At 59.2% G+C, this 14,996-nt stretch carries 7 protein-coding genes; 5 read left to right on the top strand and 2 right to left on the bottom strand.

The genetic code is table 11. From position 1 onward, the window contains the following. Window positions 1-4: 4 nt before the first annotated feature. A complete protein-coding gene (locus IPM39_05215) occupies window positions 5-2,797 on the bottom strand; it encodes a glycosyltransferase family 39 protein (GenBank protein MBK8985471.1) in 2,793 nt (930 codons plus the stop codon). Between the two features lie 396 nt (window positions 2,798-3,193). Between IPM39_05215 and murJ the strand changes: the two genes are divergently transcribed. Then, window positions 3,194-4,789 carry a murein biosynthesis integral membrane protein MurJ gene (gene murJ, locus IPM39_05220; protein ID MBK8985472.1) on the top strand — a complete coding sequence of 532 codons (1,596 nt, stop codon included), beginning with the start codon at window positions 3,194-3,196 and terminating at the stop codon, window positions 4,787-4,789. 50 nt (window positions 4,790-4,839) lie between these two features. Here the strand turns inward: murJ and tadA are convergent, their stop codons facing one another. Next, window positions 4,840-5,355, bottom strand: a complete 516-nt coding sequence (tadA, locus tag IPM39_05225; GenBank protein ID MBK8985473.1) for a tRNA adenosine(34) deaminase TadA — start codon at window positions 5,353-5,355, stop codon at window positions 4,840-4,842. A gap of 316 nt (window positions 5,356-5,671) precedes the next feature. Between tadA and IPM39_05230 the strand changes: the two genes are divergently transcribed. From IPM39_05230 to kaiC, 4 genes are all read left to right on the top strand, one after another. Continuing rightward, window positions 5,672-11,770, top strand: a complete 6,099-nt coding sequence (locus tag IPM39_05230; protein MBK8985474.1) for an Ig-like domain-containing protein — start codon at window positions 5,672-5,674, stop codon at window positions 11,768-11,770. A 341-nt stretch (window positions 11,771-12,111) separates the two neighbouring features. Beyond that, on the top strand, window positions 12,112-13,107 hold the full coding sequence (locus IPM39_05235; GenBank protein ID MBK8985475.1) for a PAS domain S-box protein: 996 nt from the start codon (window positions 12,112-12,114) through the stop codon (window positions 13,105-13,107). A 4-nt stretch (window positions 13,108-13,111) separates the two neighbouring features. Further along, the gene (locus IPM39_05240; protein ID MBK8985476.1) at window positions 13,112-13,426 is read left to right on the top strand and encodes a circadian clock KaiB family protein; all 315 of its coding nucleotides are present in this window, start codon (window positions 13,112-13,114) and stop codon (window positions 13,424-13,426) included. Continuing rightward, complete coding sequence (gene kaiC / locus IPM39_05245; protein MBK8985477.1) at window positions 13,419-14,945, top strand: circadian clock protein KaiC; 1,527 nt, start codon at window positions 13,419-13,421, stop codon at window positions 14,943-14,945. The genes IPM39_05240 and kaiC overlap by 8 nt, the downstream gene beginning before the upstream one ends. The last annotated feature ends 51 nt before the right edge of the window (window positions 14,946-14,996 follow it).

A 14,996-nucleotide genomic window follows, 5' to 3' on the forward strand; every position in this document is an offset into this window, starting at 1 on the left:
CGATTCACTCTCTGACGATGAGCGGCTGCAAATAGACCACGTCTGAGGGCGGCAGCAGGGGAGATTGCACTTGCAGGCGACGGCCGTTTTCCGGCACGTACAGCCCAATTTCCACCACGTAAGCGCCAGGGGCGGCTGTTTCCGGCAGAATAATCTGGTATTCATCCACCACCACTTCCCCGGCCACCCAGCGGCTGGTGGGGTAACGTCCCTGCTGCGGCGGGCTGTCTTGCTGCCAGAGGCAGCACGTGCCATCCTGGTTCAAAACATGGACAAACACCGTGTAATCGGCCGTCGGCGGCGTAATGGCCTGCCATACCAGGCGCAAATCAAACACGCCGTTCGCTTCTCCCGGTTCCAAATCGTAGCCCAACAACTGAATCTCGCCGCCAAAGGTGGCATCTTGCGCAAACTGCGTCTCGGGCGGCGTGAACAGGCGTTCCGTCTGGTTCACGACCAACGGCCCCAGGTCTTGTTCAAACAGCGATTCATTGGCCGCATCTAGCAGCCGAAGCTGCAAGCGATAGACGCCCGGTTGCAAATTTAACGGGATCGGCAGGCGCTGCCTGTCTATGACAAACTGCGGCGTGGCCCAACTGACGAAGGGGTATGTGCCATGTACCGGCTGCGTCGTCAGCAAAATCCGACCCACGTTATCCGCCCGATACGCCTCCACCCGGATGGCGAGACGCGCCTGCGGCCTGTCGGCCAGCCACCAGAAAGCCAGGTCCAACGCCTCGCCGGTGCTGATGGCGCTGCCGCCCCGCTGGTAGCCCAACAGTTGCAGCCCCGGCCGTATCTGTTCATCCACCAGGGTGGGTGGTTGGGGCAGCGGGTCAGGCGGCGTTCCGGGCGTGACGGCCGCGCCCGGCAGCACAAAAGAGTCGCCAGCGAAACGGCCGTCTTCATCCAGCACCGGCAGCCGTTCACCGCTGGCCTCGTTAAACCAGCCCAGACGCAGCCGATAATCGCCCGGCGGCGCGCCCGGTGGCACGGGCACATCCACCCGCTGCACGACGGTTTCACCCGGCTGCCACTGCGACACCGGGTAAGCAAAGGTTTGCGCCTGACTCCAGCGCATCCCCCAGGCATCTTCCAGGTGGACAAACGGCGCAAATTCGGCCGCAGGCACGGCGTTGATGCGCCAGTACAGCGTCAGCGGCAGGCTTTCCCCGGCAGCGGCTGGGTCTATGTCGTAACCTAAGAGGGTCACGTTATTGCCAAAGTGAACGGTTTGGGCGTGGCCTGGGGAGATGGTGGGCACAGCCGTTAGCCGATAGGCCACAAACGCCGGTTGTCCATCCGGCCCATTCACCGCCGCCAATGATTCCGCCCCGGCCAAAAATGGCGCTGTCCAATCGGGCTGCGGGCTGTTGGCCGGATAAATGATCAGCGCTGAGCCGGTTGGCGGCAGCACAAAGGCGGCGCTGTTGGGCAGCCACTTCACATCGCTGTAACGGCGGCTGAGGTAGGCGATGGTGGGGTGCTGGTAATGCAGCGCGGCGACATAGAGGGTTTCTTCGGGATCGAGCGGCAGGCCGTTGAGGAAAGCGGCGACGGCCGTTAAATCCCCATCCGTCGCATAAAACAGAGCCGGGTCTACGCCCCATTGGCGGTAATACAACCGCTCTACCATGTAGCCTTCGGCAAACAACAGCACGCCGCAGATAACCACAAAGCCATAGCGGGAGAGAGACGGCCGTTGCAGCCGCTGCGCCAGATCATCCATTAAAACCACAAAGCCGACCGCCGGCAGGTAAAAAATAAACGGGATCAGGCCAATGGCGCGCAAATTGCTGGGCGTGATTTCATTGACGGCCAGGGCGGTGGGCAAAATCATGATAAAGGGGGCGCTGAGCAGCAGCACCGCCGCTGCCCGCTGCCAATCCGCCTGGCAGCGCCGCCAGCGCAGCAAACAAACCAACCAGCCCACCAGCAGCAATGCGCCCCAAAACGCGCTGAACAACGGCCGTCCTGGTACGTTAAAACGAATATACGGGTCGCCGCGCAAGAAGAACATTTGCAGGGTACGGCCGTAACTGGCCAACAGCGTCAGCCAACTCACCGAACCCACCTGGCCGATGCGCACCCAAAAGGCTTGGGGATGGGCGGCAAAGAAATAGAGCAGCGGCGACAGGACCACCAGCCCCACCCCGGCCACCAGGAACAACTGCCGCCAGCGCATGTTAGCCTGACCACGGCTGAACAGCAGGGGAACGGCCGTTACCAACAGCAGCGCCGGAAACAAGCGCACCGCCAGATAGGTATAACCAGCCAATCCCAGAAACAAACCGCTGACCACCAGCCAAGGCCACTGCTGCCGCTTCAGGCCCCGAAACAGCGCCGCCGTCATCAACGCCTGCAGCAAGGGCTGGGTAATTACCCGGAACCCCAAATGGCTAAACAGCAGATGCCAGAAGCTGACTGCCAACAGCGCCGCCGCCAGCAGCGCCACCCGCCGGTCGCTAAACAGTTCGCGCCCCAGCCAGTAAGTCGCCGCCACCGTCAGCAGGCCGACAAAAGCGGCCGTTAGCCGCAAGGCAAAAGTCGTCTCGCCTACCAGCCGTGCCATCAGCCCCGTCAGGTAAAAAAACAAGACTTCTTTGCCGGTATAACTTTCAATAAAGATAGGGCGGCTCTCGCCCCGGCCAATTTCGGCCGTCAGAATGGCGTTGGCCGCCTCGTCGTAATGGACGCCGGGAGGGATGGCAGCCAGGTCGGGCAGGCGCAGTATGGCAGCTACCAGCAGACACAACAACATAAAGAGCAGCGCATGACGGCGGTTGATGTGGATCATGGAGGAGGATTTTAGCCTGTTGGCTGTTAAACGTCATGGGTCAATATCGCTGCGCGGCGGCTCCGCCATCACCAATCGTAAATCGTCAATCCGAAATTGCCAATCCGAAATCGCCAATTTCGCCCTACATTGCTCTAATTTTCACAAGCGTAGGTTTCACGTAGGTTTTGCGTAGGACCCGCGTACAGTGTGGCGTAGGGGATTTGTCATAGAATAGTTCGTGAAGGGTAAAATCTCTTCTTCTTCTCCTCCTTTTTAACGAGAGTCAGGTTTCGGCGTTCCTGGCTCTCCAAACAATAACCGGGCTGGTCTGTTGGGGACCAGCCCGTTTTTGTTTTAAAGCGTTCACCGTATAATCCCCTCGCTATGTCAACACCGGAATCAGAGAACAAGGTAATGGATAACGGCCGTGCCCAGGTTTTACGCGCCGCCGGATTAATGAGCGTCGCTGTGCTGCTCAGCCGAGTCATCGGGCTGTTGCGCGACATGGTGACGCTAAATTACCTGGGTACAGAAACGCTGGAAGCCACCGCTTACGCCGTCGCCAGCCGCTTCCCGGAAGCGATTTTCTTGATTGTCGCCGGGGGAGCCATCGGCTCGGCGTTTATCCCCACCTTTGCCGCCTACTTCGTGCGCGATGACGAGCCAGGGGCGTGGCGGCTGTTTTCGTCGGTCATCAATCTGATTACCCTGGTGGTGACGGCCGTTGCCATTTTGGCGGCCGTGTTTGCCGCGCCGCTGATCCGGTTCTTTTACGCCGACCAGATCGCTCTGGCCCCGGAACTGCTGCCCCTCACCGTTTCGTTGATGCGCATCATGCTGCTGTCAACGGTCATTTTTGCCGCCAGCGGCGTAATCATGGGGGCGCTGAATGCCCGCCAACACTTTTTGCTGCCGGCGCTGGCCCCCACCATCTACAATCTGGGTATCATCGCCGGAGCTGTCTTGTGGGTACAGCCAGACGCCGGTCCGACTCAGGGCAAGGCAATGGGGCTGGCGGTAGGCACAGTGATCGGCGCGTTGGGCCATTTTTTGGTCCAACTGCCGGGATTAGCGCAGAAACAGGCGCGTTACACACCCATCGTCACCGTGCGCGATCCGGGAATGGTCCAGGTATTAAGGTTGATGGCCCCGCGGGTGTTGGGGTTGTCGTTTAGCGAGATCAACAAGTTTGTAATTTTGTTTCTCACGGGCACGGCCGTGATGGCTCTGGGCAGCCTGCCGGCTATTAACACCGCCTTTCACATCATCAATTTGCCGTTGGGCATTTTGGGGTTGGCTTTGGGCATTGCCGCCTTCCCCACGTTGTCCACGCTGGCGGCGCGCCACGCCCTGGACGACATGCGCGTCATCATCACCGATTCACTGCGGCTGCTGCTGTTTCTCGGTTTCCCCATCACCAGTTTGCTGCTGCTGCTCAACAAACCGATCATTACCATTTTGTTTGAGCGCGGCCTGTTCGACGCCGGGTCTACCGAATATGCATCGGTGGCCCTGTTTTATCTGGCGCTGGGCCTGATTGCCCTGATGATGTTGGAGGTTATCGCCCGCGCCTTTTACGCGCTGAGCGATACGCTGACGCCGGTGTTGGCCGGTGGGGTGCAAATTATCATCATGGCCGGATTGAGTTTGTGGCTGAGCCAGTCGGTTTTTCCGCAGCGCGGGCTGCTGCCGTTGGGGGGGCTGGCGCTGGGCTTTAGCCTGTCCAACTATGTTGAGGTGGCGCTGCTGTTGTGGCTGCTGCGGCGCAAGATGGGGCGGCTGGAAGGGCGGGCGCTGTTGGATGGCGGCTGGCGGATGGGGCTGGCGGCGGGGTTGATGACGGCCGTTACCCTCTTCACCCTCGCGCGCATTCCCGCCACCCCCTGGCCGCAGCTTATCGTGGGGTCGGTGGTCGGCGGCGCGGCTTACCTGCTGGCCTGCGCCCTGCTGCGCGTGCAGGAATTGGGGCAGTTTGTGGCCTACGGCCGTCGGCGGCTGGGAAGAAAGTAGTGTTCAGTGTTCAGTGTTCGGTGTTCCGCTTACTGCTTACGGAATACGTCCTACACCCTCCCCCGTTTCTCGCGCAGCCCCTGAAAAAACTGCTGCAGCAGGGCGGCCGCTTCCTCTTCTAAAACGCCAGTGGTAATCGCCACGCGGTGGTTAAATTCGGGGGCGCGCAGCACGTCCACCACGGAGCCATCCGCGCCAAAGCGGGTGTCGCGCGCGCCGTACACCAGCCGGGGCAGCCGCGCCTGAATCATCGCCCCGGCGCACATGGGGCATGGTTCCAGCGTGCAGTACAACGTTACGCCGATGAGCCGCCAGTTTTGCACGGCCGCTGCCGCCGCCCGCAGCGCCACTATCTCCGCATGAGCCAGTGGGTCCCGGTCAATTTCTTTGCGATTAAAACCAGCGCCGATGATCGCGCCATTCAGCACAGCCACCGCGCCTACCGGCACTTCGCCTAACGCGGCCGCCTGCCCGGCCTGCGCCAGCGCCAGGCGCATCCAATACACGTCCGACTCTAGCACCACATCATCGGGGATGGGTTTCTGCCGCCATAAATCGTCCACCATGCGCCGGATTATAACACCGACCGCGCCCAAAACCTGAGGGAACCAATGACAACCCTGCATCGTTACAAATACCAGCCGATTAATCGCGACGGACCCATGCTGCCAGGAGGTGAAACGCCTGCCAAACGGCCGTCAAACGCACCACAACCTATGTTATGATTGAGATAGCCTAAGAAACAACCACTTTGAACAACGATTGCTCTGCTGCCGGCAGGCAATGCGCCTATGGCAGCTTGCTACCTGTTAAGAATTTGTTATAGTGCAGATAATCGTCAAGCCTTCGACAAGCTCAGGACCAATCATCAGGAGATGAACCATGCGTAAATCTATTGCGCCCCTCATAGTAATCAGCCTCATGCTGCTCGTGTTATTGGCGGCCTGCCGCCGCGGCCAAGCGACCGAAGAACTGCCGACGGCCGTTCCCACCGCCGCCCTGCCCCAACCCACCAACGAACCAACCCGCCAACCAACGGCCGTCCCCCAACCAGCCCAATCCGCCGTGGATCCGGCCGACATAGATTGGCCGCCGCAGGTTATCTACTCCAGCCCGTCTGTGGGCGAGGAGGTGCTGCTGGATGGGGCTATCACCCTCCGCTTCGACCAGCCCATGGACCAGAACAGCGTGGCGCAGGCGTTGGCCGTGCAAAATGTGGCCGATGATACGGCCGTTTCCGGCAGCCTCACCTGGTCTCGCCCCGATACCGTCATCTTCACCCCAGCCGGTCAGCTCAACCGGCAGCAAACCTACCGCGTGATGGTCGGTGAAACAGCCAAAGGGGCCAACGGCCAGGCCATGAGCGCCCCGGCCGAATTTGACCTGCAAACCATTGGCGCGCTGGCCGTAGCCCAGGTCATCCCCGCCAACGGGACTACCGGCGTTGCCGCCGATGGGACCATCACCGTGCTGTTTAACCGTCCCGTCGTGCCACTGGTCACCACCGACCAGCAGGCCCGGCTGCCTCAACCGCTCACCTTCAACCCACCTGTTGAAGGCAAGGGGGAATGGACCTCCACCAGCATTTACCGCTTCACGCCCAGCGTTGCCATGAACGGCGCATCCAATTACCAGGTCACGGTCAACGCCGGATTGGAAGATGTGACCGGCGCACTGCTGGAGAGTGACTACACCTGGCGCTTCGCCACAGCCGCGCCTGAAGTGGTGCGCATCCAGATTGGCCTGGAAGAAAACCGGTCAGAAGGCGCGCCGGTCCGCCCCACCGAGGCCATCACTGTCACCTTTAACATGCCGATGAACCGTGCCGCTACCCAGTCGGCCATCTCCGTGCGCGGCGTAGACGCCCCGGCGGCCACGCTGCGTTACGCCTGGTCAGATGGCGACCGCGTCGTCACCTTAACGGCTGACCCCATGCTGCAATTGGCGACCGATTACCAGGTTGTCGTGGCAACCAGCGCCCAGGCCGCCGCCAGCGCCACCAACCTGAGCGAACAGGCCATCAAACCCTTTACCACCGTGCCCTTCCCGGCCGTGCGCAGCACCGAACCGAAAAATGAGGCGACGCCGGAAGTGTGGCAGCGCGGTTTTAGCGTCACCTTTGCCTCGCCCATGGACATCGCCACGCTGGAAGACCGCGTGGTCATCGAACCGGCGCCACGCAATCCGCGTTATTCGTTTGGTGAATGGGATGGCTTCCAGATGTATTTGGACTTCCCGCTGGAACGTTCTACCACCTATCGCATCACCATTCCCGGCAGTGCTGCCGATCCATATGGCAATACGCTGGGCCGGGATTACACCTTCCAATTCACCACGCCGGCTGCTTCACCGCTGGCTTCGTTTAACCTGCCCGGCGCAATTACCCAGTTGAGTACCAGTTTTGAAACGGCCGTCAACCTCATCTACCGCAATGTCTCCCAGGTAACGGTGAATCTGTACGATGTAGGACTGCCCATCCAATACTTCGGCGACAGCTATAACCTCTACGATTACCTACCCAACACCGATCCGCTGCGCACCTGGAGCCTGAACCCGTCCGGCAGCGGCGTCGAATCGCTGTCTCTGGCCGATGGTGGTGCGCTGCCTACCGGCATTTACTTCCTCAGCGCGCGCGCCCCAGAAGTCAGCGACGATTTCCGCTATTGGCAGTTGCAGCGGGTGATGCTGATTGTGGCCGACACCAACCTGGTGGTGAAAGAAATGCCCAACGAAGTGCGCGTATGGGCCACCAACATCGCCTCCGGCCAGCCAGGCCAGGGTTTAACCATCACGCTGTATGACGTGAATGGCGCGCCCAGCGGCACGGCCGTTACCGACGCCAGTGGGTTTGCCCGTTTTGACTACACGCGCAGCCCCAACAGCTATGGTGGCAGCGTCACCGTCGTCAGCAGTGCGCCGGGGCAGACCGGCTTTGGTGTGGCCAACAGCCGTTGGAACGGCGGCTTTGAGCCGTGGCGCATGGGCATCAGCCAGGGATACAACGACACCAGCCTGCCCTTTGCCTATCTCTACACCGACCGGCCCATTTACCGGCCAGGCGACACCGTACACTACAAAGGCATCGTGCGCGACCCCAATTTTGGCCGCTTCAGCTTGCCCAACTTGACAAAAGCGACGGTGCGCATCACCCCGGTCAACTACTATTCCGAAGGGGGCATAGAGGAGATGATCCCCGTGACGCTGGACAGCGATGGCGTCTTTTATGGCGAGTGGGTCATTCCCGATGACGCGCCGCTGGGGGCGTTGAACATCTACATGGAAGGGCAAGATTGGGAAACCATGCGCTCCTTCAGCGTGGCCGAATATCGCGCTCCAGAGTTCCTCATCAGCATGACGGCCGACAACCCGGAAGCGCTGCGCGGCGAGACGGTGAACGTGACACTGCAAGCCGATTACTTCTTCGGCGGTTCGGCGGCCGACCTGAACGTGACCTGGGCCATCTATGAAGACGCCTTTTACCCGACGGTGGATGGCCCCTATTACGCCTTTGGCGACAACGGCGGCCTGTATTATGAAGATTTTGGCCCCTGGGGACGCATCGGCGGCGGCGGCGGGACGTATGGCCGCTGGCTGACCTCTGGCGAGGGCAAAACGGACGCCAATGGCCGTGTCACCATCACCTTGCCTGCCAGTCTGCTGCAAGACGCCGAAAACGGCAGCCGCAAAGTGACGGTGGAAGCCTCCGTAAGCGACCTGGCCGAGTTCCCGGTCACCAGCCAGACGGCCGTTACCTTCCATGCCGCCGCCGGCTACGTGGGCGTGCGTTCGGCCAACTATTCCGTCATGGCCGGGACGGAAGCGGCCGTCGAACTCCTGACAGTAGATTGGAGCGGCGCGCCGCTGCCCAACCAAAATGTGTCCGTCACCTTTTATCGCCGCGAATGGGAAAGCGACCGCACCAGTGACTTTGGGCAATATTACACGCGCTGGATTCCGGTGGATACGGAACTGACGCAGGTAGACGTGACCACCGATGCGCAAGGCCGGGCGACAGCCAGCTTTACGCCCGACGAAGGCGGCTCTTACCTCGCCGTCGCCACCCTGACCGACGGCCGTGGCCGCCAACAAACAGCCACCACCGGCCTGTGGGCTATGGATGAAAACTTCAGCGATTGGCGCTCTGCGCCGCGCGAATACACCCTGGACCTGGTGGCCGACCAGCCCAGTTACAGCCCCGGCGACACGGCGCGCATCCTGGTGCAGTCGCCCTTTGCCGGAACGGTGAATGCCTGGTTGACCATCGAACGCGGCAACATGATTGAACAGCGAGTGGTGCAAGTGACCGGCGGTCAGATCATCGAAATCCCCATCACGCCCATCTTTGCGCCGAACGTGTATGTGGGGGTAACGGCCGTTAAACCGGTCAATCCCACCGATGAGACACGGCCGTATGCCGACATCCGCACTGGCATGATCGAACTCTCCGTCTCGCCAGAACAGCAAGAACTGCTCCTAACGCTGACGCCGCGTGAAACCGAACTGGAACCGGGGGATACGGCCGTCTTCGACATCCAGGTCACCAACTTCGCCGGGCAGCCAGCCCAGGCCGAACTCTCGTTGGCTCTGGTGGATTTGGCCGTACTCACCCTAAAACCGGACAACGCGCCGCCCATCCTGGACGCCTTTTACGCCGAGCAGCCGTTGTACAGCTACGTTGGCGCCGGTCTGCTGGTGTCTGGCGAAGGATTGGCGATTGAAGTGCCTGAGGAGTTCCTGGGCGGCGGCGGTGGCGGTGGCGGCGATGTAACCGAAGCGGCCCTAAGCCGGGCTGTGGGCGATGAAGATGATAACGCCCGCCGCGACTTCCCGGACACCGCTTACTGGCAAGCCAAACTATTCACCGACGGCGGTGGGCAGGCGACGGTGGAAATTCCGCTGCCCGATACCCTGACCACCTGGCGGTTGAGCAGCAAAGTGGTGAACAACGATTCGCTGGTCGGCCAGTCCAACGTAGACATTGTTGTCAGTTTGCCGCTGTTGGTGCGTCCGGTGACGCCCCGTTTCTTCACTGTGGGCGACGTGGTGCAGATTGGGGCCATCGTCAACAACCTGACCGGCGCGGCGATTGAAGCGACGGTCAGTCTGGAAGCCGACGGCTTTGTCGAGGCCAGTTTTGCCGATCAGGTGGTGAGTGTGCCGGCGAACGGCCGTACCCTGGTCCGCTGGCCGGTTACGGTGGACGACGTGGAATTTGCCGACCTGACCTTCCGCGTGGCCGGCGGTGGCCACAGCGACGCCACCAAACCCAGCTTCGGCGTGGGGCCGGACAACGTGATCCCGGTTTATCGCTACAGCGCGCCGGACATCGTCGGCACGTCGGGCGTGCTGGAAGAGCCAGGGCGGCAAATCGAAGCCATCCTGCTGCCGGCCAACATAGACACCCGGCGCGGCTCCGTGGACGTGCAGATCAGCGCCTCCCTGGCCGCGGCGATGATAGACGCTCTGGAAGCGCTCAACGACGAATATTACCAATCAATATGCGCCTCGTCGGTGATAGACCGGCTGCTGCCCAACACCGCCACCGCCCGCGCCATCACCGAATTGGGGTTGGACGAAGCGGCGCTGCTGGCGCAGTTAGACGGCCAGATCATCGCCGACATCAGCCAACTGGAAGGTCTGTTGAAGCCTGACGGCGGTTGGGGCTGGTGTTTCAGCGCCGAAAGCCAGCCCTGGCTGACGGCCTACGGTCTGCTGGCGCTGACGAAAGCCGAAGAAGCGGGCTATGGCGTCAATGCCGGGGTGCTGCGGCAGGCGACAAGCTATTTGCAGCGGGAACTGCGCAGCGCCAGCGGCCTGGACCGGCCCTGGCAGGCGAACCGGCAGGCGTTTTTCCTGTATGTGCTGGCCGAGCGGGGCGTGGACGTGGTGGACGAGGCCAACGCCTTGTTTGCCGAGCAGCGCGGCCTGCTGGACCCATATGCCAAAGCGTTCCTGATCCTGGCCTATGAAGCCAACGCCTTTGCCAGTGAAAATCAGGCGACGCTGCTGGCCGACTTGAATGACGCGGTGATCTTCAGCGCGACCGGCGCGCATTGGGAAGACGCGGCGCAGGACTTCGACAACCTGAACAGCGACATACGCGGCACGGCGATTGTGTTGGACGCCCTGGCGCGCACGCAGCCCACAGCCCCCTTTGCCCCGCAAACGGTGAACTGGCTGATGGTGGCGCGCACGGCCGTGCGCTGGTCTACCGGCCACGAAACAGCCTGGAGCATCCTGGCGCTAACCGATTGGCTGGCGGCGACGGAGGAGCTAGACGCCAACTATGATTGGGCGCTGACGGTGAATCTGCAACCGGCCGCCGCTGGCTTCTTTTCCGAGGCCAACGTGACGGAACGGGTGTATGAATCTATACCCATGAACCAGTTGGTGGTCGGCGATACCAACTTCCTGGGCTTCGAGCGTGGGTCTGGTGACGGCCGTCTCTATTACAACCTGCACCTCAACGCCTATCTACCGGCCGAATCGGTCCAATCTACCAACCGGGGCATTATCGTGCAGCGCGCTTATTACGACGCCGCCTGCGACCCGACCACGACCACCTGCCTGCCCATCAACAGCATTGCCGCTGGCGGGCAGGTGCGGGTAGAACTGACCATCATCGCTCCCAATAACCTGCTGTACGCGGTAGTCTCCGACCCGCTGCCTTCGGGCGCGGAGGGCATTGATCCTGGGCTTGAGACAACCTCCAACCGGCTGAGCGACAGCGTAGAACGGACCGATCAGACGGACAACTTCTGGGGTTGGTGGGGTTGGTGGGCCTTTAACCGCATTGAGTACCGCGACGAGCGGGTTGTGTTCTACGCCGACTTCTTACCGGCCGGTACGTACCAATACACCTACTACTTACAAGCCAACATACCGGGGGCGTATCAGGTGATGCCCACCCTGGCGCAGCAGGAATTCTTCCCAGAAGTATTCGGTCGCACGGATGGGATGTTGTTTACAATTACGGAGTAAACGGAATTAGCCGCGTAGATCGCTGAGTACGCGGATAGTTCTAACCAAATAAATGGCAGGCGCTCTGGCAGCGCCTGCCATTTTATTTTTCTTGCATCAAGAACCAAATGAATTTATTATGATATTTATAACAAAATCTTAATCTAATATCATTGTCAAAGCCCTTGAAAATCGAGTCTTTTTGCTGTTCAATAGAGAGCATTCACGTTGTAGATTAATAGAACCGGGCTGCACTTTGCCTGAAACATGTTTGCTTAGATAACGTTCGATGACCGCCCCATAAGGAGCCTATGGAGAAGCACACGGTTCGGCCTACATGGACTAAAGGCGAATGCCACGATTTGTTAGCTTTTGTCCCAGATGCGGTGCTGGTGGTTAACAGCCAGGGCGTAATCGTTTCGATCAATGATGAAACGACGCGGATTCTGGGCTACACCAGGGATGAATTGCAGGGGCAGAGCCTGGGTTTTCTGCTGCCAGAACGTTTTCGCGTTAGCCACCAACACCATTTAAATGCGTATTTTCAGAATCCCTGGCCCAGACCGATGGGACTGAGTCTGGACTTGGCAGCTCTACACAAACAAGGCCACGAGATTTTTGTGGCGGTCAGCCTGATCCCCTGGAAAATGGAGGAGGGAACAGTGGTGACAGCTTTTGTGCGCGACATTACCCAGCGTAAATTGATGGAAACGGCCGTGCAAAAAGCCCAGGAACAAGCCCAGGAACGCCTTGAACAAGAAGTCACGCGGCAAACCGCTGAACTCCGCCAGGTAAACCAGGAACTGCGGCAAGAAATCATCGAGCGGCAGCGTGTCGAAGAAGAGCTGCGCTTACTTACCATGCAGTTAACCCAACGCCAGGAACAACTACAACAAGAATTATCCTCGTTGGATCAGCTTTCGCTGACCACGACTTCCACCGTCACCCTCCAGGCTTACAATCTGCTGTCGGTGGCCGAAAGCCTGCCAACTATCTTTGGCGAATTGGTGGCCCAATACGGCGAACTTCTTGACCTGGCGCTGGAAACAAAAACATACAAAACCGACATAGATTTAGCGGCCAGGCTGCGGCTGCTTGCCGAACGGCTTGGCTTACTCAACGCCGGTCCCCACGACGTGGTATCGTTACACAGCACCGCGTTGAAGGCCAAAGTCGCCGACGTCCCTTATGCCAAAGCCAACGTCTATTTCCAGGAAGGTCGGCTGCTTGTCTTGCAGCTGATGGGCTACGTGGTGGCTTATTATCGCAGCCACTCCCTATTTTTCAGGCAAGGTGTTGCCAACGCCGCGACACACAACATGCCCCGCAATAGCAACCATGTGGCGACGGAGGATTGAGGGAATGGCGCAATATCTGCTTAAACTTTACATTACCGGCCAAACATCACGATCACAGCAGGCCATTCACAACCTGTATCGAACCTGTCAGGAGGTGCTAGACGGCCGTTACGAACTGACTATTATAGATGTGCTAGAGCACCCGGAACTGGCCGAAACCGACAAAATTCTGGCGACGCCCACCCTTATCAAAACAGCGCCTTTGCCCCTCAGGCGCATCATCGGCGACCTGTCCGATACCGCAAAAGTGCTTCGCGGTCTCGATCTACAAATCAGCCATACCAACCATTTTCCGAAAGGACTCCCGTATAATGAGTGAACACCTGCCATCTCCCATTCGCAAACTCAAGACAGGCATTCCCGGTTTCGACGACATCACCAATGGCGGTCTACCCCAGGGCCGTACCACCCTCATTTCCGGTACAGCCGGCAGCGCCAAAACTGTCTTCGCCGTACAATTCCTTGGATCCGGCATTGAAAAATCAGACGATTCCGGGGTATTTGTCACCTTTGAAGAATCGCCTGACGATATTCGGCAAAACATGGCCAGCTTCGGCTGGAACATCGCCGCCTGGGAAGAGCAGGGCAAATGGGCTTTCGTAGACGCATCGCCGCAGTTGGCCGAAGATGTTATCTTCGCCGGCAGCTACGATCTCGGCGCGCTGCTGGCGCGCATCGAACACGCCGTTAAGAAAGTGCAAGCCCGGCGCGTCGCGGTTGATTCCTTAGGCGCCATATTCACCCAACTGGCTGATCAAGGCTCCATCCGTAACGAGTTGTTTCGCATCGCTTCCGCGCTCAAAAAAATGGGCGTCACCGCCATCCTGACTGCCGAACGCATCCGGGAATATGGCGAAATTGCCCGCTATGGCGTTGAAGAGTTCGTTGCCGACAACGTCATCATCCTGCGCAATGTTTTGGAAGACGAAAAACGGCGGCGCACTATTGAGATTCTTAAATTTCGCGGCACCCCGCACCAAAAAGGGGAATTTCCCTTCACCATCATGCCTGGTGAAGGCATCGCCATCATTCCCTTGTCGGCCATCGAACTAAAACAAAGTTCCTCCAATATCCGCATTACTTCTGGCAACCAAGAGCTGGACAAAATGTGCGGCGGCGGCTTCTTCCGCGACTCTATCATCCTGGTTTCCGGGGCTACCGGAACCGGCAAAACCCTTACCGTCACCGAATTTATTGCCGGCGGCGCGGCCAGAGGGGAGCGCTGCCTGCTGTTTGCCTTTGAAGAAAGCCGCGAACAGCTTTTCCGCAACGCCACTGGTTGGGGCGTGGATTTTCATAAAATGGAACAGGAAGGCAATCTCAAGCTGATCTGTCGTTACCCGGAAGTTGCCGGACCAGAAGACCACCTGATTACCATGAAGATGGAAATCGAACGGTTTGCGCCCAATCGCATCGCCGTAGATAGTCTTTCAGCTTTGGAGCGCGTAGCCACGATGAAAGGATTCCGCGAATTTGTCATCGGCCTGACGTCGTTTATTAAGCACAAAGAGACGGCCGGCTTGTTTACGGCGACCACGCCAACCCTTATGGGCGGCGCGTCTGTCACCGAAGCCCACATCTCCACCGTTACCGATTCCATTATTATGCTGCGTTATGTGGAAATGTATGGCGAAATGCGCCGCGGGCTGACCGTTTTGAAAATGCGCGGTTCGATGCACGATAAAGAAATCCGCGAGTTTACGATTGACGGCCGTGGGATGCACATTGGTAAAGCATTTAACAACGTCACTGGTATTCTGGTTGGTAATCCCATGTACATCTCGCAGCATGAAATTGACCGGATTGGGACCTTATTTAGAGGTGATCTTGGCATCTAAATGAGCAAGATGTTTTGTTGGTTGGTTGGCTTTTTTGCTAACCAACAGAAT

Origin of the sequence: Candidatus Leptovillus gracilis (assembly GCA_016716065.1) — a bacterium.
Classification (GTDB): domain Bacteria; phylum Chloroflexota; class Anaerolineae; order Promineifilales; family Promineifilaceae; genus Leptovillus; species Leptovillus gracilis.

Bases quoted from the DNA above. Each gene is read 5' to 3' on its own strand.
- tadA (MBK8985473.1), bottom strand. From the start codon at position 5,355: ATGGTGGACGATTTATGGCGGCAGAAACCCATCCCCGATGATGTGGTG.
- kaiC (MBK8985477.1), top strand. From the start codon at position 13,419: ATGAGTGAACACCTGCCATCTCCCATTCGCAAACTCAAGACAGGCATT.
- IPM39_05215 (MBK8985471.1), bottom strand. From the start codon at position 2,797: ATGATCCACATCAACCGCCGTCATGCGCTGCTCTTTATGTTGTTGTGT.
- IPM39_05230 (MBK8985474.1), top strand. From the start codon at position 5,672: ATGCGTAAATCTATTGCGCCCCTCATAGTAATCAGCCTCATGCTGCTC.
- murJ (MBK8985472.1), top strand. From the start codon at position 3,194: ATGGATAACGGCCGTGCCCAGGTTTTACGCGCCGCCGGATTAATGAGC.
- IPM39_05240 (MBK8985476.1), top strand. From the start codon at position 13,112: ATGGCGCAATATCTGCTTAAACTTTACATTACCGGCCAAACATCACGA.